We start from the raw sequence: 20732 nt of genomic DNA on the forward strand, positions 1-20732 counted from the left end.
GGGATATCGAGGGATTGGGTGTACATGCGGGCTCCGTAACAAACGTGGCCCAAGTATAGATAAACCGACCGTACGGTTGATTAATTATTTCTCTTTATTGAGATAGATCGATAGTCGTAGGGCGGGTGTTCGAAGGGGTGACGTCGAGCGGACGATCGTGCGAAATCGCGGGCACCCATGTCAGCGGCGCGCGACGTGCGCCGGTTCCGAAAGCATGTGCGGCCGGCATGCCGTCCCGGGAACCCGTAGCGCGCGACCCAAGCGTTGCCGCACGTAATCGATCCGGACGCTGGGCCGAGCCTGGCCCTCGCTCATTTCCCGCGCGCCGCCGACGTCGCGAGGAGCCACTCCTTGAGTGCGCGCGCCGACGGCTGAAGGCCAGCCGATGCGGGATGCACGACGTAGTACGCCGTCGGGAGCGGCAGGGCGTGCCTGAACGGCTCGACGAGCGAGCCGCTCGCGCGCTCGCCCTCGGTCAGCATCGCGCTCGTCAGCACGACGCCTTGCCCGCGCACCGCCGCCTCGATGGCGATGAGCGACTGATCGAACTGGATGCCCGCGATGCTTTCTATCTGCGCGTCGGTGAGCCGCGAGTAGCGTGTCAGCCAGGCCAGCCAGTGCGGGTGCAGCGTGTTGTGCAGCAGCGTTGCGCGGTGCAGGTCCTCAGGCTTGCTGATCCCGTGCTCGCGCGCGTAGGCGGGTGAGCAGTAGAGCCGCGCTTCGTCGTCGCCGAGCTTGTGCACCGAGAGGCCGGGCGCATTGCCGTCGAAATGGCGAATCGCAAGGTCGATGCCGTCGAGTTCGAAATCGACGAACGCCGTCGATGTCGTGAGGTTCAGCGCGACGCCGGGATGCGCCTTCAGGAAGTCCGCCATGCGAGGCGCGAACCACTTCGCCGCGAACCCCGGCGGAACCGACAGCGTCACGCCTTTCCCCTGACGCTCGCGCATGCGCCGGCTGGCGTGCACGATCTGCGCGAGCGCCGGCTGGATCTGGGCGTAGTACGCGCGTCCCTCGGGCGTCGGCGTGACCTGGCGGATCTGCCGCACGAAAAGCGCGACGCCGAGCCATTCCTCGAGCTTCTGTATCTGCTGGCCGATGGCGCCCGGCGTCACGTTCAGCTCGCTTGCCGCAAGAGTAAAACTGCCAAGGCGCATGGCCGCTTCCATGGCTATCAACGTTTTCAGGGGTGGATAGGCAGGCATGGGGGAGTTTTTCTATCTCATCGCTGACGATTTATCGTTTGTACCCGAATGCGCGCCTCGCGACAATGGGCCGTCGATACAACCATCCCGCCCGGTCATGAATCCCTCGTATCTCGCGTTTGCGCTGCTCGGCCTCATCTGGGGCTCGAATTTTCTCTTCATGCGATGGGCGAGCGTGCATATCTCCGCTGCCCAGATCGTTTTTCTGCGCGTGCTGTTCGGCTTCCTGCCGATCCTCGTCGTCGCGCTCGCCACGCGCTCGCTGCGCTGGCGGCATCTGCGCCACGCGCATCACTTTATCGTGATGTCGCTGCTCGCGACCGCCGTCTACTACTACGCGTTCGCAGAGGGCGCCGCCTTGCTGCTGTCGAGCGTGGCCGGCATGCTGAGCGGCGCGATCCCGCTTTTCTCGTGCGTCTGCGCGCTCGTGCTGCTGCGCGACGAGCGCCCGACGCCGCGCATGATGGCGGGCGTCGCTGCGGGGTTCGCCGGCGTGCTGATGATCGCGCGTCCGTGGGCGGGCGTGGCGGGCGGCGTGAGCCTCCCCGGCGTGCTCTACATGGTCGCGGGCTCGCTCAGCGTGGGCTGTTCCTTCGCCTACGCCCGGCGCTTTCTCGCGAAGCTCGATCTGTCGCCGCTCGCGTTGTCCACGTGGCAGATCGGCTTCGCGCTCGTCGCGATTGGCGCGGTGACGGACTTCCACGGAATCACCAACATCGCCTCCGACGCGCGCGCGTCGGCCGGCCTCGTGCTCGGGCTGGGGCTCATGGGAACGGGCGTCGCCTACATGCTGTACTACTTCATCGTGCGGCGGCTGGGCGCGATGGCGGCGTCGAGCGTGACGTACATCCCGCCTGTGATCGCGCTCCTGATCGGTGTGGTGTTTGCCGGCGAGCCGGTCCGTCCGACCGATCTCGCCGCGATGGCCTGCATACTCGGAGGGGTCTATCTGCTGCAGGGCGGCAAGCTTCGTCCTCCTGTCACGGACACGCCAGCGCAGCCCCGACATACAGCACGAGCGCGATGAGGACGACCGCGGTGAAGCCGAGATGAATAGCGAGCACGGTGGCGAGCACCGCGGCGACCACCGAGGCGCACGCGTTGATCGCCCACGCCCAGGGCACGAGCGTTTCGCTGCTCGCGGCGGTGCGTCCGAGTCCGAGCGGGAACGGCATGCCCATCGCGAACGCGAGCGGCGCGACGAGCAGCACGCAGACACCAATCTTCACCGGATCGGGCAGCGGCATCATCAGGCGCAACAGCAACGGAAGCAGCGCGAGGTAAGCCACGCACACGATACACACGGCGGCAACGGCCTTGGCGAGCAGGGAGCGCCGGTCCCTGACGCGGCGCGGCCCGGCAGGACCGCTCGCATGCAGTCGCTGCGAATGGCGGCTCCCGAGCCCGGCAAAGGCAAGGAACGCGCATAGCACGACCGCGACGGCATAAAGCGGGTGGCCGAGGAACAGGATGAACTTCTGGATGAACGCGATCTCGACGAACATGAAGGCGAAGCCGATCGCGAGGAAATAGAACGCGATCTGCCAGCCGGACGGTTCGGCGGTTCCCGAAGCACCGTGCTCCCGCGCCGTCACCCGCTGGCGGCGCCGCAAGATCCAGAGCGGAAGCAGGATCAGTATCAGCGCGGCGGCGCTCGCCTGAAGGAGCGTCGCGATCAGCACGGGATAGCCCCATTCCAGGAGCGGCAGGCCGCCTTGCTCCTTCAGTCCGGCGAGTTCGCGCAGCGAGCGCCATTTGAAGAAGTGGAAGAAGTACGGCTTGTCGTCCGTCGCGGGGCGGACATCGAACTTGTAGCGCGCCTGGAAGTCGTCGCGGCCGTTGCCGAGCAGGGCTTGCGCGGCGTCGAAGACATGCGGCTTGTCGAGCACGTTGTAGCGGTTCGCTTCCGCGGCCTGCATGCCGGGATAGTATTCGACGTCGAACGAGCGCGCGCGGCAGAAGGCGCGCAGCGCATCGATCTGTGCCGCGCTGAACTCGCCGTTTCTGACGATCAGCGTGGCGGTCTTCCAGCCGCGGATCAGCACGAGCCGGCGCGAGGGATCGGGCACGCCGGCGTTCTCCATCGCCACGATCGCCGTGGCGAAGAGCTTCAGGATGTCGCGTGGCGGCAGCGTCACCCAGCGCGTGATCGCGAGCATCCCGCCCGCGTTCAGATGGCGCAGATAATCCTCGAACCCCTCTACCGTGTACAGGTAGCTCTCGGACAGCGCGTAGAGCCCCGCTGACGAAGTGCTGAACGAATCCAGCAGCGCGACCTGAATGAGGTCATAGCGCCCCGCGCGTCCGGCGATGAAGCTGCGCGCTTCGCCGGCGAACACGCGCACGCCCGGCGCGCTGTAGGGCTTGCCGGAGAACGCCGCGAGGCGCCCCTGTACGGCGTCGATCACCTGCGGATTCAGTTCGACCGCGTCGATGGCGCTTGCCCGGTGATAGAGCGCCTGCAGCACGTCGGCGCCGGCGCCGCTGCCGAGCACCAGCGTCTTCGGACGCACGAGCAGATGATACGGAAGCGCGGACGTGAGGTAGTCGAGGTAACTGAGCGGCTCGCGCCGTCCGTCGTAGTGATTGAGCGCGGAGAGGCCGTCGCCGTCGGTGAAGACGGCCAGTTGCGGCGGCGGCTCCATCGTCGCGTTCAGGCTCAGGCCGGGCGCGTGGCGCAGGGGAATCGAAGGGGTTTCGACGATCGTGACGAGACCGAGCGGGCTCGAGCTTTCGGCGATCACGCGCGCGTCCCTGATGCGCAGGATCTGGCTCAGTTCCTTGTATTCCGACGGTTTCAGCGCGACCCAGTCGCGCGGCAGCGCGGCTGGCAGGACGAGCGCGGCGCCGAGCAGCACGGCCGGAAGGAAGCGCCGATGCCAGCGGCACTCGACGCACGCGAGCGCCGCCGACGCGAGACCCGCGCCGCATACGAGCCAGAGCGCGTCGACCGGCGCGAGGACGAACAGCGCGGCGATGATGGCAAGGCTGCCCAGCCCGGCGCCCAGGATGTCGAAACCGTAGATGCGGGGAATCTGCTCGACGAAGCGCGTGAACGTGAGGCAGATGCTCGTCGCGGCGCAGAAGAAGGGCACGAACAGCAGAAGATAGATCACGAGGAGGCGCAGCGGCTGCCGCGGGTCCCACAGGATCTCGAGCGGATTGAACGCGACCTGCTGGGCGAGCGCGAACGCGGCCACGGAACAGAGTCCGAACAGCGCCGCTCCGCTCGCGAACACGGCCGTGAAGCGATGCGCGAGCCAGCGCTGCGCGAGCGCCACCATCGCGCCGGCGGCGCCGTAACCGAGCAGCGCGACGCTGATCATCATGTAGGCGAAGTGGTGCCACAGGATGATCGAGAAGAGCCGCATCAGGAGGATCTCGTAGCCGAGCGCGGCAGCCGAGAGGAGGGACAGCGCGAACAGCGGCACGGCGGGCATCGGTGTCGCGGGCCGTGTGGCCGCCGTCCGGCGCGGGGCGAGGTTCGCGCAGTCGTCACGTTCCATTGCCGCCTCGCCCGGGTGCGTCGAATGCCGCGTCAGTGTCCGACCAGCGGCACGAACCTGACGGGCAGGATCTGTCTCGTGGAAACCATTCCGTCCGCCGATTTGTGCACGAGCAGCAGATATTGCGTGAGGAACTGCGCACCGACCGGAATCACCATCCTGCCGCCCGGCTTCAGCTGCCGCACGAGCGGTGGCGGCACGTGGCTCGCGGCAGCCGTCACGATGATGGCGTCGTAGGGCGCATGAGCCTCCCAGCCGTAATAGCCGTCGCCGATCCGGGTCTCCACCTGCGTGTACCCGAGCCGCTGCAAGCGCTCCTGCGCCTGCCGCCCGAGGGGCTCGACGATCTCGATGGAATGGACCGAGCGTGCGAGGCGCGCGACGATCGCCGCCTGGTAGCCGGAGCCGGTGCCGATTTCGAGCACCGCATCGGTAGGCTTGACCATCATCAGGTCGGTCATCAGCGCGACGATGTAGGGCTGCGAAATCGTCTGGCCGTAGCCGATGGGAAGCGGTCTGTTCTCGTATGCGTAGGGCACCTGCGCGGGCGGAACGAACTCGTGGCGAGGCACCTGTTCCATCGCCGCCATGACGCGCGCATCGATGGACTGCCTGCCGGTTTCCTCGCTGGTGCCGGCGGTGAGCAACGCAATGTCCTTCACCATCTTCGCGCGCAGCGACGCGAAATCGTCGGCGGCGCGGGCCGCGGATGCAACGCACATCGCGCACATCGCGCACATCAGAGCGAGCGCCGGTATCGGAATGCGCAGACGGAGCGTCGTCGGTTTCACCATGCCCTCCGTTGCCTGACGTGCGTCATTTTACGCCCGTGCGCAGGCGCGCTGTCGCATGCTGCGCCGCGAGAATGGCAGGCCGGTCGCCACGCCGTGCCGGTCGCAGTGCTGGTTATTCCCGATATAACCGCAACGTCTCACGTGATCGAAAGGTTTCATTAGCGCGCGTACCGGGGCGTCAATACACTCGTGTCATCCCGGATCGAGCGCAAAGCCCCGTTGATGAACACGACTGCAAGCTACACCGACAGCGAAGTCCTGGTCTCCACCGAACGGAACGATCATGCGCAATTGCGCGATGCAGTCGCCCGCATCTGCGCCGACTTTCCCGCCGCATACTGGCGCAGGCTCGACGCGGAGAGCGGTTATCCGACCGAGTTCGTCGCCGCGCTGACCGCCGCGGGCTTTCTCGGCGCGCTCATTCCCGAGGAATACGGCGGCTCCGGCATGCCGCTGCGCGCGGCGGCCGTCATTCTCGAAGAGATCAACGCGAACGGCTGCGTGGCGAGTCCCGCGCATGCGCAGATGTACATCATGGGCACGCTGCTGCGCCACGGCAACGCCGGGCAGAAGCGCCGCTATCTGCCGGACATCGCATCGGGCGCGCTGAGGCTTCAGGCGTTCGGCGTGACCGAGCCGACCACCGGTTCCGACACCACGCGCATCAGGACCCGCGCCGAGCGGCGTGGCGACGTGTATGTCGTCAACGGCCAGAAGGTATGGACTTCGCGCGCGCTCCACTCCGACCTCATGCTGCTGCTTGTGCGCACGACGCCCGTGGAAGCATGCGCGCGGCGCACCGACGGGCTCTCGACGCTCATCGTCGACCTGCGCGAGGCGAAGGGCCGGGGCATCGACATTCGCCCGATCCCGGCGATGATCAACCACAACACGACGGAAGTGTTCATCGAGAACCTCGAAGTGCCGGTGGACAACCTGATCGGCGAGGAGGGCAAGGGCTTTCGCTACATTCTCGACGGCATGAATGCCGAGCGCATCCTGGTCGCGCAGGAGTGCATCGGCGACGGGCGCTGGCTGCTTCAGAAGGCGGTCGATTATGCGAACGAGCGTGAGGTGTTCGGCCGCAAGATCGGGCAGAACCAGGCGGTCCAGTTTCCGCTCGCGCGCGCCTACATGCAGCTCGAAGCCGCGGACCTGATGGCGCGCAAGGCCGCCGCGCTCTTCGAAGGCGGCCGGCCGTGCGGCGCGGAAGCGAACATGGCGAAGCTGCTCGCGTCCGAGGCCACCTGGCAGGCGGCCGACACCGCGCTGCAGACCCACGGCGGCTTTGGCTATGCGAAGGAATACGACATCGAGCGCAAGTGGCGCGAGGTGCGGCTGTACCAGACCGCGCCGATCTCGACGAACCTGATCCTGTCGTTTCTCGGCGAACACGTGCTGGGACTGCCGCGCTCGTATTGACGCGCAGCCTGCCGCGCGAACGGGCGTTCGCGCGGCAGGGTCGCTCACACGCCGAGGTGTTCGAGCAGTTCGTGTTCGCGCTCGATCACGTCGGCGTTGGAGAGCGTCTGGATGATCTTCCCGTCGACCATCAGGTTGTGGCGGTCGGCGACGGAGATGGCAAAGCGCAGGTTCTGTTCGACGAGCAGCACGGTGCGCCCGTCGGCCTTGAGCTGCAGGATCACGTCGCCGATGCGGTCGACGATCACGGGCGCGAGACCCTCGGTGGGCTCGTCGAGCAGGATGAGCTGCGAGCCCATGTGCAGCGGCCGCGCGATGGCGAGCATCTGCTGCTCGCCGCCCGAGAGCGTCGACGCCTTCTGGTGGCTGCGTTTGTGCAGCACGGGAAAGAGCTCGAAGATGCGCTCGAGCGGCCAGGCCGCCGGGCCGCGCACGGGCGAGATGGTCAGGTTCTCGATCACGGAGAGCGTGGCGAAGATGCCCCGGTCCTCGGCGACGTAGCCGATGCCGGCGCGCGCGGTTCGCTCGGGCCCGAGCGGCAGCATGTCGGTGCCCTTGAAGCGGACCTGGCCGCTGCGCTGGCGCATCTCGCCGATGATGGCCTTGAGCGTCGTCGTCTTGCCCACGCCGTTGCGGCCGATGAGCGTGACCACTTCGCCCGCCTGCACGTCGAAGCCGACGCCGTGCAGCACGTTGGTCTCGCCGTACGACGCATGGAGGTTGGTGACTTCAAGCATGGCCGTGACTCCTTTTGCCGCCCAGATAGGCTTCGATCACGCGCGGATCGGAATGCACCTCGTCATACGTGCCGACCGTGAGCACGCTGCCCTGCTGCAGCACGATGATCTGCCGTGCGAGATCGGACACGACGCGCAGGTTGTGTTCCACCATGATGACCATGCGTTCGCGCGCGATCTCCCGGATCAGGTCGATGATGCGGCCGATGTCCTGCGACGACATGCCCGCCGTCGGCTCGTCGAGCAGCAGCACGCGCGGCCGGCTCGCGAGGCTGATGCCGAGTTCGAGCGAACGCTTCAGGCCGTAGGGAAGGGCGGATGCCTGCTCGTCGCGCCACGTCCGCGCGATGCCCACCTCGTCCATGATGTCCTGGATCTCCTGCCGGTGTTCGTCGAGGCCGCGGCTGCGGCGCCAGAATTCGCAGCCGCTCGACGCGCGGCGCTGCATCGGCAGGAGCAGGTTCTCCGCGACGCTCATGTGCCCGAAGATGCTCGTGATCTGAAAGCTGCGCACGATGCCGAGCCTCGACACACGCTGCGGATTGAGCCGCGAGATCTCGGTGTCGTCGTAGTGCACCGTCCCCGCGGAAGGCTTCAGAAAGCTGCTGAGAAGATTGAAGAAGGTCGTCTTGCCTGCGCCGTTCGGCCCGATGATGCCGAACACGCCGGTTCCCTCGAAGCGCAGATCGACGCCCGCCACCGCGACGAATCCGGCGAATTCCCTGCGCAGGCCGCGGGTTTCGAGCACGAGCGCTTGCCTCGTTCGGCTCGCTTCCACTTGTCGCGCGTTTTCAGCAACTGCTGGCATTGCGACCTCCTTTGGTCGATGCGTCTCATGTCCGCCGGTCTCTTGTCGGCGTGTGCCGGCGAGCCGCTTTCCACGGTCGGGCCGGACCTTTTCTGCGGTGAAAATATAAAAAATAAAAAATAATTTCTGGTTGCTAATATACAATGCATTCCTGCAGGACGGCCTACGGTTCATCAAAAAATTATCGGAGACAGCCATGGCATTCGGTGGTGGGCGAAGCGCCGCGCGGCGCGGCAAAAGGAAGTCGGCGCGCTGGGCGCGCAAGCTGGCGGCAGGACTGGCAGCAGTGGGGCTGGCGGGCCTCGCGGGCCTTGCAGGCGGCGACGCCCGCGCGCAGATGAGCGGCAAGGCGTTCACCATTCTTGTCATCACTGACCTCTCAACCGTGTACTCCGACACGTCGGGCAAAGGTTCCGTCGACGCGGTCAAGATGGCGATCGCGGATTTCGGCGGCAACGTGAACGGCGTGCCGATCAAGATGATCGTGCTCGACAACAAGCTCGATGTCGGCATCACGGTCAACAAGACGCGCCAGCTGATCGAGACGCAGGGCGTGAACATGATCACCGACGTGACCGGCTCGGCCGCGGCGATCGAAGTGGCGAAGCTCGCGAAGAAGTACAAGGTCACGACGACCTTCGTGAGCCCGGGCACGACCGCGCTCACCAACGAGTTCTGCACCAAATACGCGTGGCACTACGCATGGGATACCTATGCGCTCGCCAATCTCGCGGCCACGAAGGTGACGAAGCTCGGCGCGAAACGCTGGTACTTCATCACCGCCGACTACGCGTTCGGCCATTCGCTGCTCGACCAGTTCCGCCGCGCCGCGACGGCCGCGGGCGGCACGGTGGTGGGCAACGACATGGTGCCGTTCCCCAACGACGACTTCTCCAGCTTCCTGCTGAAGGCCCAGGCCGCAAAGGCGGACGCGATCGGCGTGCTGGAGTCGGGGCAGGACCTTCGCAACGCGGTGAAGCAGGCGGGCGAGTTCGGGCTGATGAACGGCTCGGTGCGCATCGTGCCCGGCCAGATGAACCTCACCGACGTGGCGGCGCTAGGCATCTCGGCGTGGTCCGGCGCGATTCTCGCCGACCCCTGGTACTGGAACTACGACACCCGCACGCGTGACTGGACCGTGCGCTTCAGGAAGGCGTACGGGTTCACGCCCGGCAGCCTTCACGCGGGCAACTATTCGGCGGTCATGCAGGTGCTCGGCACGGTCAAGAAGATCGGCTCGGACGATCCCGACAAGATCGCGGCCGCGCTGGAAGGCTCGAGCTTCGACGACTTCTTCAGCCGCAACGCGACGTTCCGCAAGGCCGACCACATCGTCGTGCGCGACGTCTATCTCGAGCAGGTCAAGCAGGCAAGCGAGGTGAAGACGCCCGACGACGTCTTCACCGTGCTCGCGACCGTCAGCGGCAAGGACGCGTTCATGCCCGCTTCCGAAAGTACCTGCAAGCACGACTGGTAAGACTGCGTCCACCGAGGTGCGCCCATGTCGCAATACTATATTTCGCAACTGTTCAACGGCCTCGTCAACGGAGGCTTCATCGCGCTCATGAGCCTCGGCCTGAGCGTGATCTTCGGCATGATGCGGGTCGTGAACTTCGCCCACGGCGCGCTCTACATGCTCGGGGCGTTCATCGCGTTCACTGTGGGCTCGAACTTCGGGCTGTCGCTGTGGGTCGCGCTGCTGGTGGCCCCGGTCGTGATCGGCGGCTTCGGCGTGGTGCTGGAGCGGCTTTTCCTCCGGCGCCTCTACGGGCTCGATCCGTCGTACAACCTGCTGCTGACGTTCGGCCTCACGCTCATCATCGAAGACTCGATGCGGCATTTCTTTGCCGTGCAGGGCGCGCCGTTTCTCGTGCCGGGCGCGCTCGCGGGCGCGATCGACCTCGGCTTCATCGTCTATCCGAAGTACCGCTTCTTCGTGCTGATGCTCTCGCTCGCGATCTGCGGCGCGACGTGGCTCCTGCTCGAACGCACCCGGCTCGGCGCACTCGTGCGCGCGGGCACCGAGCGGCCCGAGCTGCTGCGCTGCTTCGGCGTGCGCGTGCCGCTGCTCGTGTGCGGCACGTTCGCCTTCGCCGCGGGGCTCGCGGCGATCGCGGGCGTGCTCGCCTCGCCGCTGCGCAACATCTCGCCGTTCATGGGGCAGGAGATGATCGCGACGACCTTCGCGGTGGTCGTCGCGGGCGGGCTGGGATCGATTGCCGGTTCGGTCGTCATGGGCTTCACGGTGGGCGTGGTGTCGGCGCTCGCGGCGATCTGGTATCCGCCCGCGGCCAACGCTGCCACTTATCTGCTCATGATCGTCGTGCTGATCGTGCGGCCGGGAGGCATCTTCCGCGGCATCGACGTCGCGCACTTCCCGCTGCACTACACGCCGATCACGCCCGCAGCGCGGCGCCTCGTGATGGGCTGGAAACTGAAGGCGCTCGCGCTTGCGATCGGCCTCGTCCTGCCGTGGCTCGTCTATCCGGTGCTCGCGGCCGACATCGTCCTGTGGGGACTGTGCGCGCTCGGCTTCGACATGCTGTTCGCCTTCGCGGGCCTGCTGTCATTCGGACAGGCGGCCTATTGGGGCGGCAGCGCCTACATCACCGGCATCCTGATCTCGCGGCTGCACTATCCGATGTGGATCGGCTTCGCGGGCGGCGTCGTGATCGCCACGCTCGTGGCGCTCGTGTTCGGCGCACTCATCGCGCGCAAGAAGGGCATCTACTTCTCGATGGTGACGTTCGCGCTCGCGGAAATCGTCTACTTCGTGATCAACCAGTCGCCGCGCTATACCGGCGGCGAGGACGGCCTGCACGGCATCACGCGCGGGTCGATCTTCGGCGTGAGCCTCGAAAACCAGGTGACGTTCTACTACGCGGCACTCGCCGTGATTGCCGCGGCCGTCGCGTTCGTGTTCCTCGTGATCCGCTCGCCGTTCGGCCTTGCGCTCTCCGGCGCGCGCGACAGCGAGCGCCGCATGCAGAGCGTCGGCTACAACGTGCAGGGACTGCGCCTGCGCGCGTATGTGCTCTCGGCGTTCCTCATCAGCATCGCCGGCTCGCTGTTCGCGCTCAATCACGAGTTCGTGAGTCTCGAATCCGTGTACTGGCGCGCGTCCGGCGAGCCGATCATGATGACGCTGCTCGGCGGCGCGGGCACCGTGTTCGGGCCGATGCTCGGCGCGGGCATCGTGGTGTTCCTGCGCGATTACCTGAGCACCGTCACGGATAGCGGCAGCCTCGTGCTGGGCGTCACGTTCGTGATCGTCGTGCTCGTGTTCAGGCGCGGCGTGCTCGGAGAAATCCTGCATCGCATGCCGGTGTTCGACGGCAGGCCCGCGGCGCGCATGCCGTCGCGCGCGCAGCCCGCAAGCCATGCAAGTTCCGATGAAACGACCATACAACGGAGTTCCGACCTGTGATGAAAGTCGCTCTGCTTGACGATTACCAGAACGTCGCCATGCGCATGGCCGACTGGGCGAGCCTCGGCGACCGCGCGACGGTCACCGCCTTTCCCGATCACCTCGACGACATCGACGCCCTCGCGCAACGCCTCGAACCCTTCGACGCCGTGGTGCTGATGCGCGAGCGCACGAAGGTTCCGCGCGAACTGATCGCGCGCCTGCCGCGGCTCAGGCTGCTGATCACGGCGGCGATGTGGAACGCATCCGTCGATATCGACGCGGCGACTGCGCACGGCGTGCAGGTATGCGGCACCGATGACCTGCCGACCCCCGCCGCCGAAATGGCGCTCGGCCTGATGCTCGCGCTCGCGCGCTCAATCCCGCAGGAGGAGCGCGCGATTCGCGAGGGACGCTGGCAAACGACGCTCGGAGTCGGGCTGCACGGCAAGACGCTCGGCGTAATAGGGCTCGGCAATCTCGGCCGGCAGATGGCGGGCTACGGCACCGTGCTCGGCATGAAGGTGCTCGCCTGGAGCCAGCGGCTCACGCCGGAGGCGGCGCGCGAGGCCGGCGCCGAGCGCGTCGAGCTCGACGCGCTGCTGCGCGAGAGCGACGTCGTGTCGATTCATCTGAAGCTTGCCGACCGCACGCGCGGCCTCATCGGCGAGCGCGAACTGGCGCTGATGAAGCCGGGTGCGTATCTCGTGAACACGGCGCGCGGGCCGATCGTGGACGAACGCGCTCTCGTCGCGGCGCTCGCGAACCACAGGATCGGCGGCGCGGCGCTCGATGTCTTCGATGTCGAGCCCATGCAGGCGCAGCACCCGTTCCTCGCGCTCGACAACGTGGTGCTCGCGCCGCACGTGGGCTACGTGACCGAGGAAAACTACCGCTTGATCTACCGCGGCGCGCTCGAGGACATCGTGGCGTTTCTCGACGGCCGGCCCGTGCGCGCGCTGAACACGCTTGCGTAGCAAATCAAACAGGAGAATGCGATGCAGATACAGAAGATCGGCAACACGGAAATCCGCAAGGTAAGTGAAATCGATCGCATGGCGCTCAATGCCGACTGGCTCTTTCCTTCGATCGATCCCGCGTTTCTCGATGCGCAGCGCGGCTGGCTCGGCCCCGATTTCATCGACCCGGTGCAGTTCAAGCTGTACCTGAGCTTTCACACGTATGTCATCCGCACGAAGCATCACACCATTCTCGTGGACACGTGCAACGGCAACCACAAGCAGCGTCCGTCGATGCCCGCGTGGACCAACCTGCAGACGCCGTATCTGGAGAACCTCGCCGCGATCGGCGTGAAGCCCGAAGAGGTCGACTTCGTGATGTGCACGCATCTGCATACGGATCACGTCGGCTGGAACACGCGGCTCGACAACGGCCGCTGGGTGCCGACGTTTCCGCGCGCCCGCTACATCATGGGCCGCGTCGAATACGAGCATTTCAACCGGATGCACCAGTCGAACCCGGAGACGCCCGTGAATCGCGGCTCGTTCGTCGACAGCGTGCTGCCCGTCGTCGAGCATGGGCTCGCGGAGTTCGTCGAGATGGATCACGTCTTCGAGCGTGAACTTGGGCAGGACGTCTGGCTTTCTCCCGCATGCGGCCATACGCCGGGACACGTATTCGTTCACGTCGGACACGAGCACGGTGACCATGCGGTGCTGACGGGAGACGTCATTCACCACCCGGTGCAGTTCGCCGATCCGCACCTGTCGAACCTCGCCGACTTCGATGCGCTGCAGGCGTACGAGACGCGCGTCGGCCTCATGCGGCGCTATGCCGACACGCGGACAAAAGTGCTGACGGGGCACTTCCCGTCGCCGACGGCGGGACGCATCGTCAGCCGCGGCGACGAGTTCCGCTTCGAATTCGAAGCGATCTAGTTGCTAGAGCACGCCGTCATCGCAGAGGTCTAGGGAGAATCACCGATCTTCCCTGGACTCATTAAATATAAAATGCATGATATATTTTTAGCGCGGGGAACATACCCCGGAACCGATCAGGAGAGCAGCATGAAAGGAACGCTTGGGGCGATAGCTGCGTTGACGCTCGCCGGGTTGCAGTGCTTCGCACCGGCGCCTGCGCACGCAAACGAGGAGCTGAAGATCGGCGTGATCGCGTCGCTCTCGGGCGGCGGCACGGCGTGGGGGCAGGGCTTGCAGCGGGGCCTGCAGATCGCGGTCGATCAGGCCAACCAGAAGGGCGGGCTCACGCTCGACGGCAAGGTCTACACGCTGAGCGTGGTCGCCTACGACGACCAGTACAACGCGGCACAGGCGAAGACGGCAGCGGACCGCCTCGTCAATCAGGACAAGGTGCGCATTATCTTCGGTCCGGTGGGCTCGCCCGGTGCACTCGGCTCGCTGCCTGTGACGGAGCCGGCGAAGGTGCTGCAGTTCGTCGACGGCTACGCGCCGGCGATCCTGAAGAACGAGTGGAAGGGCGCATACGTGTTTCGCGTCAACAACAGCAACCGGGAGTTTTCGGAGCCGATCGTCGAGTGGCTGAAGAAGACACATCCGCAGGCGAAGAAGATCGGGATGATCGCGCCGAATGACGCGACCGGGCAGGCCGCCGTGCCGATTCTCATCGCCGCGTACAAGAAGAACGGCTATGAAGTCTGGGACGAGCATTACGAACGCGGCACCAAGGAATTCACGCCGCTTCTCCTGCGCATGATGGCGCAGAACGTGGACATCTTCGAGCTGAACAGCAACGCGCCCGGCGAAGCCGGCCTGCTCATCAAGCAGGCCCGCCAGATCGGCTACAAGGGGCTGATCGTGCAGTCGGGCGGCGCCGGGGTGGACGAGATCGTGCAGATTGCCGGGCCGCTCGCGAACGGCTTTCTCAAGTACGACGTGATCGACGAGAGCCTGCCGCGCGTGAAGCCGTTCGTCGACTTGTATCGACAGAAGTATCCGGGCGTGATGAACGGCATGGCGCCCGTGTACTACAACGCCGCCAGCATCCTGTTCGACGCGATGCGCGCGGCCAACAGCACCGACACGCAGAAGATCCGCGACCAGATCGAGAAGATGCAGGGCAAGGACGCGCCGATCTTCGGCAAGATCGCATGGACCGGGCAGCAGGAATACGGCGTGGACCATCAGCTGCTGCACACCTTCCTCATCAAGGAAGTGCAGGGCGGCAAGACCAACGTGAAGGCGGTCATCACGCCGCAATGAGCAGGTCCCGCACCAGCAGGTCCCGCACCAGCAGATCCCGCACCAGCAGATCCCGCATGAGCAGCTCCCGCATGAGCAGCTCCCGCATGAGAAGCGCCCCTTAGCGAGCGGGGACGGTGCCGCGCGCCGTCCCCGCCGATCCGGAGGTTACATGTTCACACCCGCAGTGCTCGCGCAGATATCGGTGGACGGCATCGGGCTTTCCGCCATCTATATCCTCATCGCGCTCGGCTTCACGCTGCTCTTCGGCATCATGCGCGTCGTCAACTTCGCACACGGCGCATTCGCGATGCTCGGCGGCTACGCCCTCTATTTCCTCTACGGCAACATGGGACTGCCGTATCTCGTCGCCGCACCCGTCGCCGCGCTGGCGGTCGCGACGGTCGCGCTGATTCTCGAGCGCATCGTGTACCGGTTTTTCTACCAGAAGATGTTCCAGAGCATGATCGGGCTGCTCGGGCTCGACATGGCGCTGATGTTCACCGCGGTCATCCTGTGGAATGCGGAGGAACGCTCGGTGCCGCCCGCGACCGATACGCTCGTGCAGTTCGGCAACGTCATCTTCCCGGCGCAGAAGCTCATCATCGCGGGCATCGCGGCCGCGGCACTGCTTGCCTTCTATGTCTTCACGCGCTATTCGCGCTACGGCCTCGCGATGCGCGCCGCGGCGCAGGACGTGTCGATCGCCGAAGCGCAGGGCGTGAACAGCACGTTCATCTACAAGCTCGCTTTTTTCATCGCCATCTTCATGGCGGCGCTGGCGGGTGGCTTCTACGCGCAGACCTATGCGCTCTCGCCGTTCGTCGGCGAGCCGCAGCTGATGATCGCGTTCGTCGTCGTGATTCTGGGCGGCATGGGCAGCATTCCGGGCGTAGCGCTCGGCGGCCTGCTGCTCGGGTTCGCGAACAGCTTTCTCGGCACCTTCTATGGCAACGCCACATCGGTCTTCGTTTCCTTCGGCGCCGTGATCCTGCTCTTGATCTTCCGGCCCTGGGGACTGCTTGGAGCAAAAGAGGCATGAGCAAACAATCGGCTGGCAATTCCCCGGCCCTCGGCAAGTTCGACGCCGGCGGCCGCGTTCCCTCGAATGCCACGGCGAAGCGCGGCAACGGCGCCTTCACGTGGCCCGCTGCCGTGGCCGCGCTGCTCGCGGTGCTGATCGCGCTGCCGCTCGCCTCCGACGAGAAGTTTGTCATGTCGGTCGCGGTGACGACGTTCATCACCGCGATCGCGGCCGCATCGCTGCATCTCGTCGTGCGCACGGGACACGTCACGCTCGGACACGCGGCGTTCATGGGCATCGGTGCATATGCGTCGGTGATCGGCACGATGACGTTCCATCTGCCGTTTGCGCTCTCCGTGGTCGCGGCGTTCATCGTGCCGGCCGCGCTCGCGCTCGTCGTAGGTCCTATCGTGCTGCGCCTGACCGGCAAGTACTTCGTGCTGGTCACGTTCCTGTTCGGCGAGATCGTGCGGATGATCTTCGTGAACTGGTCGAGCGTGACGGGCGGCTCGAACGGCATCTTCGGCGTGCCGGCGCCAAGTCCGCTCTTCGCCTCGCCGGTGCCGTTCTACTACCTTGCGCTCGGCTTCATGGTGGTGATCCTCGCGTTCATCGCGCGGCTGCTGAACTCGGAGGTCGGCCGCGCGATCGACGCCATCCGCGAAAGCGAGCCGCTCGCGCGCTGCTCGGGCGTGCCGGTGCTGCGCACGAAGGTGATGATCTTCGTGCTCGCCTGCGGCATCGTGGGCGTTGCAGGAGCGCTGCAGGCCCACTTCGTGCGCTACATCGACCCGACTTCGTTCTCGCTCGTGCAGTCGCTCAATCTCGTCGTGATCAACGTGATCGGCGGCATGTACACGCTTGTCGGGCCGCTCGTCGGCACCGTGTTCGTCGTGCTGCTTCCGGAGTTCCTGCGGGGCTACGTCGAGTTGCAGCACGTCTTCTTCGGCATTCTCATCATCCTCGTCATGGCGTTCTTTCCCGGTGGCATCGCCAACATGGGCACGCTCTTCAGGACAAACCCGTTCGAACGCTTCCGATCTGCGAGGAACCGATGAACCCTCTGCTCGAAGTAACCGGTCTCACACGTCACTTCGGCGGACTCGCCGCGGTGTCGGACCTGACGTTCCATGTGGACGAGAACGAGATCCTCGGCATCATCGGCCCGAACGGCGCGGGCAAGACCACCGCAATCAATCTGGTGAGCGGCGTGATCCGGCCAAGCGGGGGCACGGTGCTGTTTTGCGGCGGCAAGGTGACGGGCACGGCGCCGCACGTGCTGGCCGCGAAGGGCCTCGTGCGCACCTTCCAGTCGACCACCGTCTACGCCGATCGCACGGTGCACGAGAACGCGCTGCGCGGCGCGTACCTCGGCGTTTATCCTGGCTTCGTGCAGACCATGCTCAACACGCGGCGCGCGCGGCGCATGCGCGAGGAGGCCGAGGCGCGCGTGAGCGAGCTGCTGGAGTGGCTCAATCTCGCGCAGGTCGCGCATCTGAAGGCGGGCGGGCTGCCTTACGGCTATCAGAAGACGCTCGGCATGGCGGCCGCACTCGCCGCGCAGCCGCGCATGGTGATGCTCGACGAGCCGGTGGCGGGCCTGAGCGCGGAAGAAGCGGACCAGGTGCGCGATACGATCCTCAAGATCCGTTCGCGCGGCGTGACGGTCATCGTGATCGATCACAACATGCGCTTCATGAAGGGACTCTGCGATCGCGTGATGGTGATGAACCAGGGTCACGAACTCGCGACCGGCGCGCCGCTCGAAGTGCTCGCGAACCCAAAGGTCATCGAGGCGTATCTCGGGAGGGGCCATGCCGCTGATCACCGTATCTGACCTCAACGTGCGCTACGGACGCATCGCGGGCACGCACAACGTGTCGTTCTCAGTGGAGGAGGGTGAGATCTTCGCGCTCGTCGGCAGCAACGGCGCCGGGAAGAGCAGCGCGATGAAGGCGATTCTCGGCATGGCGTCGTATGCGAGCGGCAGCATCGTGTTCGACGGCGCCGACATCGGCAAGCTGAGGACCTTCGATATCGTCAAGCGCGGCATCGGCTATTCGCCCGAAGGGCGGCGCGTCTTTGCGCAGTTGTCCGTCGCCGAGAACCTGCGCATGGGCGCGTATACCCGTCCGAAGGAGGAAGCGGGCGAGCGCATCGAGCAGATCTATGCGTACTTCCCGCGCCTGAAGGAGCGCGCGAAGCAGAACGCGAGCAGCCTGAGCGGCGGCGAGCAGCAGATGCTCGCGATCGGTCGCGCCCTCATGTCGCGCCCGAAGCTGTTCCTGCTCGACGAGCCGTCGCTCGGACTCGCACCGATCATCGTCGAGCGGATCGGCGACATTCTCGAGGATATCCGCAGCAAGGAGAACCTGACCGTGATCCTGGCCGAGCAGAACGCGCACTGGGCGATGCATCTCGCATCGCGTGCGGTCATCTTCGAGCTGGGGCATTCCGTCAACACAGATTCCACCGAGGTGCTGTTGCGCGACCCGAGCGTGCGCAGCGCCTATCTCGGCGTGTGACGCCGGACGGCCGGCGCATTGCCGGCACATCGATGCAGCACGAGGACAGACCGATGAAGAAGATCATGAATCAGCCGTCGGCTTATGTCGACGAAGCGTTGGACGGGCTGTGCCAGGCGTATCCGCACGTCTATCGGCGCGCGGGCGAAGCGGGGCGCGTGATCGCGCGCGCGCAGGCGCCGCGCCAGGGCAAGGTGGGCGTCGTATCGGGCGGCGGCTCGGGACATCTGCCGCTTTTCACGGGTTACGTCGGCACGGGCATGCTGGATGCGTGCGCGGTCGGCAACGTGTTCGCCGGGCCGACGCTCGGCGACTGCGCCGATGCGATGCGCATTGCGGAGCAGGGTGCCGGCGTGCTGCGCGTCTACGGCAACTACGGCGGCGACCGCATGAACTTCGATATGGCGGGCGAGCTGCTCGAACTCGAAGGCGTGCGTTCGGAAACGGTGCTCGTGAACGACGACGTCGCGAGCGCAGGGCGCGAGGAAGCGCACAAGCGGCGCGGCGTGGCAGGCGTCGTGTATGCGTTCAAGCTCGCGGGCGCGGCGGCGGAGCGTCCCGAGGCGTCGCTCGGCGACGTGGTGCGCATCGCGCGCAAGGGCGTGGATGCATGCCGCTCGATCGGCGTCGCGCTTACGCCCTGCATCGTGCCGGAAGCGGGCAAGGAGACCTTCTCGCTCGGCGCCGACGAAATGGAAATGGGCATGGGCATACACGGCGAGCCGGGCATCCGGCGCGGCAAGCTCGCGTCGGCCGACACGATCGCGGGGGAGATGCTCGCGCGGCTGGTGGACGATCTGGGCATCGGGCGCGGCGAGCGGGTGTCCGTGCTCGTCAACTCGCTCGGCGCCACGCCGCTCGAGGAGCTGTTCATCCTGTATCGCGCGGTGGCGCAGGAACTGTCGGCGCTCGGCGTCGGGATCGTGATGCCGATGGTCGGACGCTATGCGACGTCGATGGAAATGACGGGCGCGTCGCTCACGCTGCAGCGCCTCGACGACGAACTCGAAGCGTTGCTGCGCGCGCCCGCCGACTGTCCGTTCTGGTGCCGCTGACATGGCACTCGACGTGAACGTGTTGAAGGCGGCGCTCGAGCGCTGGGCCGATGGCATGGGCCGGGTGGCCCCTGAACTCAACGAGCGCGACGGCCAGCTGGGCGACGGCGACCTAGGCGCCACGCTGCTCAAGTGCGCGGAAAACGTGCGCGCGAGCGTGCCGGACATGCAGGGCGATATCGGCGACGCGTTCAAGCGCTGCGCACTCGCCTGCTCGAAAGCGTCGGGCTCGAGTTTCGGCACGCTGCTGACGGTGGCGTTCTTCGTCGCCGCGAAGAAGACCGAAGGACGCGCGAGCATCGCCTGGACGGAAGTGACAGACCTGCTCGACGCCGCGCTCACCGCGATGTCGCAGCGTGGCGGCGCGACGCTCGGCGACAAGACCGTGCTCGATACGCTCGACGCCGCCCGTGCGGCGAGCGCGGGAATCGACGATCCGCGTGTTCTGTTCGAAGCGGTATCGGCGGCGGTGGAGAGCACGATCGACGCCTTCCGCAACAAGCCCAATCGCATCGGACGCGCCCGCATGTTCGCCGAACGTTCCATCGGCATCGATGATCCCGGCATGATCGCGTTTCAGCGCATGCTCGCGAGCCTGCGTGCGGCGTAGGCCTGCCTAAGTTCGGCCAGCACCAGGCGGGGACGTGGCCCCGCTCGGCGCCTAGGCCGGTGTGAAGCGCACCAGCGAGATCGCAGGCGTGACGTCCTCGAAGACGGCCTGCATCGGCATGCCCATGCGCACGTCCTCTGGAATACCCGCGACGAAGTTTCCGGCGACGAGCGGCCCTTCTTCCAGTTCGACGAGGCACACGTGATACGGCAGGTCGCCGCGAAAGGCGTCCCAGTATGCGCGGTGGAACGTGGCCCACGATACGAGCCGGCCGCGTCCGCTGACCGGCCTCCAGTCCAGCACATCCGACAGGCAGGCGGGACACGCCGGTTGCGGCGGAAACATCCGGTAGCCGCATTCGGCGCACACCTGCACCGAGAGCCGGTGCGCATGCGCATGCATCCAGTAGCCCTTCGAATACGGGTCGATGTCGGGGAGTGGCTTCAGATAGTCGGGCATCG

Annotated in this window: 19 protein-coding genes; 13 read left to right on the forward strand and 6 right to left on the reverse strand. The window is 66.0% G+C overall.

Annotation, left to right across the window (positions count from 1 at the left end):
- Positions 1-311: 311 nt before the first annotated feature.
- Positions 312-1205, reverse strand: a complete 894-nt coding sequence (locus BG61_RS18705; RefSeq protein WP_035937640.1) for a LysR substrate-binding domain-containing protein — start codon at positions 1203-1205, stop codon at positions 312-314.
- Between the two features lie 97 nt (positions 1206-1302).
- On the opposite strand from BG61_RS18705, the gene BG61_RS18710 reads away from it, so the two are divergent.
- Complete coding sequence (locus BG61_RS18710; protein WP_035937639.1) at positions 1303-2232, forward strand: DMT family transporter; 930 nt, start codon at positions 1303-1305, stop codon at positions 2230-2232.
- Here the strand turns inward: BG61_RS18710 and BG61_RS18715 are convergent.
- Both BG61_RS18715 and BG61_RS18720 read right to left on the reverse strand, forming a co-directional pair.
- A complete protein-coding gene (locus tag BG61_RS18715) occupies positions 2186-4645 on the reverse strand; it encodes a spermidine synthase family protein (RefSeq protein WP_035937686.1) in 2460 nt (819 codons plus the stop codon). The genes BG61_RS18710 and BG61_RS18715 overlap by 47 nt on opposite strands.
- Positions 4646-4743: 98 nt before the next feature.
- Positions 4744-5505, reverse strand: a complete 762-nt coding sequence (locus BG61_RS18720) for a protein-L-isoaspartate(D-aspartate) O-methyltransferase (protein ID WP_035937637.1) — start codon at positions 5503-5505, stop codon at positions 4744-4746.
- A 222-nt stretch (positions 5506-5727) separates the two neighbouring features.
- Here BG61_RS18720 and BG61_RS18725 point away from each other — a divergent pair, with 222 nt between their 5' ends.
- Positions 5728-6927, forward strand: coding sequence for an acyl-CoA dehydrogenase family protein (locus tag BG61_RS18725; RefSeq protein WP_051672633.1), 1200 nt, complete (start codon positions 5728-5730; stop codon positions 6925-6927).
- A 44-nt stretch (positions 6928-6971) separates the two neighbouring features.
- Here BG61_RS18725 and BG61_RS18730 read toward each other — a convergent pair whose 3' ends face one another.
- Positions 6972-7664 carry an ABC transporter ATP-binding protein gene (locus BG61_RS18730; protein WP_035937636.1) on the reverse strand — a complete coding sequence of 231 codons (693 nt, stop codon included), beginning with the start codon at positions 7662-7664 and terminating at the stop codon, positions 6972-6974.
- Positions 7657-8472, reverse strand: a complete 816-nt coding sequence (locus BG61_RS18735) for an ABC transporter ATP-binding protein (RefSeq protein WP_051672634.1) — start codon at positions 8470-8472, stop codon at positions 7657-7659. Before BG61_RS18735 ends, BG61_RS18730 begins: the two co-directional genes overlap by 8 nt.
- A gap of 196 nt (positions 8473-8668) precedes the next feature.
- Between BG61_RS18735 and BG61_RS18740 the strand changes: the two genes are divergently transcribed.
- The 11 genes from BG61_RS18740 (at position 8669) to BG61_RS18790 (ending at position 20271) form a co-directional block, all read left to right on the forward strand.
- Entirely contained in the window at positions 8669-9949 is a 1281-nt protein-coding gene (locus BG61_RS18740) for an ABC transporter substrate-binding protein (protein ID WP_051672635.1), read from the forward strand.
- A 24-nt stretch (positions 9950-9973) separates the two neighbouring features.
- Positions 9974-11899 (forward strand): ABC transporter permease, encoded by a 1926-nt coding sequence (locus tag BG61_RS18745; protein ID WP_051672636.1) that lies wholly within the window; start codon positions 9974-9976, stop codon positions 11897-11899.
- The gene (locus tag BG61_RS18750) at positions 11899-12855 is read left to right on the forward strand and encodes a D-2-hydroxyacid dehydrogenase family protein (protein WP_035937634.1); all 957 of its coding nucleotides are present in this window, start codon (positions 11899-11901) and stop codon (positions 12853-12855) included. The genes BG61_RS18745 and BG61_RS18750 overlap by 1 nt, the downstream gene beginning before the upstream one ends.
- Positions 12856-12876: 21 nt before the next feature.
- Positions 12877-13776 carry an MBL fold metallo-hydrolase gene (locus BG61_RS18755; protein ID WP_035937628.1) on the forward strand — a complete coding sequence of 300 codons (900 nt, stop codon included), beginning with the start codon at positions 12877-12879 and terminating at the stop codon, positions 13774-13776.
- Between the two features lie 129 nt (positions 13777-13905).
- Positions 13906-15078 carry an ABC transporter substrate-binding protein gene (locus BG61_RS18760; protein WP_161783685.1) on the forward strand — a complete coding sequence of 391 codons (1173 nt, stop codon included), beginning with the start codon at positions 13906-13908 and terminating at the stop codon, positions 15076-15078.
- 151 nt (positions 15079-15229) lie between these two features.
- On the forward strand, positions 15230-16099 hold the full coding sequence (locus BG61_RS18765) for a branched-chain amino acid ABC transporter permease (RefSeq protein WP_035937627.1): 870 nt from the start codon (positions 15230-15232) through the stop codon (positions 16097-16099).
- Positions 16096-17139 carry a branched-chain amino acid ABC transporter permease gene (locus tag BG61_RS18770; protein WP_051672638.1) on the forward strand — a complete coding sequence of 348 codons (1044 nt, stop codon included), beginning with the start codon at positions 16096-16098 and terminating at the stop codon, positions 17137-17139. Before BG61_RS18765 ends, BG61_RS18770 begins: the two co-directional genes overlap by 4 nt.
- Positions 17136-17918, forward strand: a complete 783-nt coding sequence (locus tag BG61_RS18775) for an ABC transporter ATP-binding protein (protein WP_035937625.1) — start codon at positions 17136-17138, stop codon at positions 17916-17918. Before BG61_RS18770 ends, BG61_RS18775 begins: the two co-directional genes overlap by 4 nt.
- Complete coding sequence (locus BG61_RS18780) at positions 17896-18606, forward strand: ABC transporter ATP-binding protein (RefSeq protein ID WP_035937623.1); 711 nt, start codon at positions 17896-17898, stop codon at positions 18604-18606. The genes BG61_RS18775 and BG61_RS18780 overlap by 23 nt, the downstream gene beginning before the upstream one ends.
- Positions 18607-18659: 53 nt before the next feature.
- Positions 18660-19661: a dihydroxyacetone kinase subunit DhaK gene (locus BG61_RS18785; protein ID WP_035937677.1), complete on the forward strand. Its 1002-nt coding sequence runs from the start codon at positions 18660-18662 to the stop codon at positions 19659-19661.
- A 1-nt stretch (position 19662) separates the two neighbouring features.
- Positions 19663-20271 carry a dihydroxyacetone kinase subunit L gene (locus tag BG61_RS18790; RefSeq protein ID WP_035937622.1) on the forward strand — a complete coding sequence of 203 codons (609 nt, stop codon included), beginning with the start codon at positions 19663-19665 and terminating at the stop codon, positions 20269-20271.
- A gap of 51 nt (positions 20272-20322) precedes the next feature.
- Here the strand turns inward: BG61_RS18790 and BG61_RS18795 are convergent, their stop codons facing one another.
- The gene (locus BG61_RS18795) at positions 20323-20730 is read right to left on the reverse strand and encodes a Zn-ribbon domain-containing OB-fold protein (protein WP_035937620.1); all 408 of its coding nucleotides are present in this window, start codon (positions 20728-20730) and stop codon (positions 20323-20325) included.
- Between the last annotated feature and the right edge of the window lie 2 nt (positions 20731-20732).

It is taken from the genome of Caballeronia glathei (assembly GCF_000698595.1).
GTDB lineage: Bacteria > Pseudomonadota > Gammaproteobacteria > Burkholderiales > Burkholderiaceae > Caballeronia > Caballeronia glathei.

Excerpts from the sequence above, each read along its gene's own strand:
- BG61_RS18705 (WP_035937640.1), bottom strand. The coding sequence starts at position 1,205 with ATGCCTGCCTATCCACCCCTGAAAACGTTGATAGCCATGGAAGCGGCC.
- BG61_RS18710 (WP_035937639.1), top strand. The coding sequence starts at position 1,303 with ATGAATCCCTCGTATCTCGCGTTTGCGCTGCTCGGCCTCATCTGGGGC.
- BG61_RS18715 (WP_035937686.1), bottom strand. The coding sequence starts at position 4,645 with ATGCCCGCCGTGCCGCTGTTCGCGCTGTCCCTCCTCTCGGCTGCCGCG.
- BG61_RS18720 (WP_035937637.1), bottom strand. The coding sequence starts at position 5,505 with ATGGTGAAACCGACGACGCTCCGTCTGCGCATTCCGATACCGGCGCTC.
- BG61_RS18725 (WP_051672633.1), top strand. The coding sequence starts at position 5,728 with ATGAACACGACTGCAAGCTACACCGACAGCGAAGTCCTGGTCTCCACC.
- BG61_RS18730 (WP_035937636.1), bottom strand. The coding sequence starts at position 7,664 with ATGCTTGAAGTCACCAACCTCCATGCGTCGTACGGCGAGACCAACGTG.
- BG61_RS18735 (WP_051672634.1), bottom strand. The coding sequence starts at position 8,472 with ATGCCAGCAGTTGCTGAAAACGCGCGACAAGTGGAAGCGAGCCGAACG.
- BG61_RS18740 (WP_051672635.1), top strand. The coding sequence starts at position 8,669 with ATGGCATTCGGTGGTGGGCGAAGCGCCGCGCGGCGCGGCAAAAGGAAG.
- BG61_RS18745 (WP_051672636.1), top strand. The coding sequence starts at position 9,974 with ATGTCGCAATACTATATTTCGCAACTGTTCAACGGCCTCGTCAACGGA.
- BG61_RS18750 (WP_035937634.1), top strand. The coding sequence starts at position 11,899 with ATGAAAGTCGCTCTGCTTGACGATTACCAGAACGTCGCCATGCGCATG.
- BG61_RS18755 (WP_035937628.1), top strand. The coding sequence starts at position 12,877 with ATGCAGATACAGAAGATCGGCAACACGGAAATCCGCAAGGTAAGTGAA.
- BG61_RS18760 (WP_161783685.1), top strand. The coding sequence starts at position 13,906 with ATGAAAGGAACGCTTGGGGCGATAGCTGCGTTGACGCTCGCCGGGTTG.
- BG61_RS18765 (WP_035937627.1), top strand. The coding sequence starts at position 15,230 with ATGTTCACACCCGCAGTGCTCGCGCAGATATCGGTGGACGGCATCGGG.
- BG61_RS18770 (WP_051672638.1), top strand. The coding sequence starts at position 16,096 with ATGAGCAAACAATCGGCTGGCAATTCCCCGGCCCTCGGCAAGTTCGAC.
- BG61_RS18775 (WP_035937625.1), top strand. The coding sequence starts at position 17,136 with ATGAACCCTCTGCTCGAAGTAACCGGTCTCACACGTCACTTCGGCGGA.
- BG61_RS18780 (WP_035937623.1), top strand. The coding sequence starts at position 17,896 with ATGCCGCTGATCACCGTATCTGACCTCAACGTGCGCTACGGACGCATC.
- BG61_RS18785 (WP_035937677.1), top strand. The coding sequence starts at position 18,660 with ATGAAGAAGATCATGAATCAGCCGTCGGCTTATGTCGACGAAGCGTTG.
- BG61_RS18790 (WP_035937622.1), top strand. The coding sequence starts at position 19,663 with ATGGCACTCGACGTGAACGTGTTGAAGGCGGCGCTCGAGCGCTGGGCC.
- BG61_RS18795 (WP_035937620.1), bottom strand. The coding sequence starts at position 20,730 with ATGCCCGACTATCTGAAGCCACTCCCCGACATCGACCCGTATTCGAAG.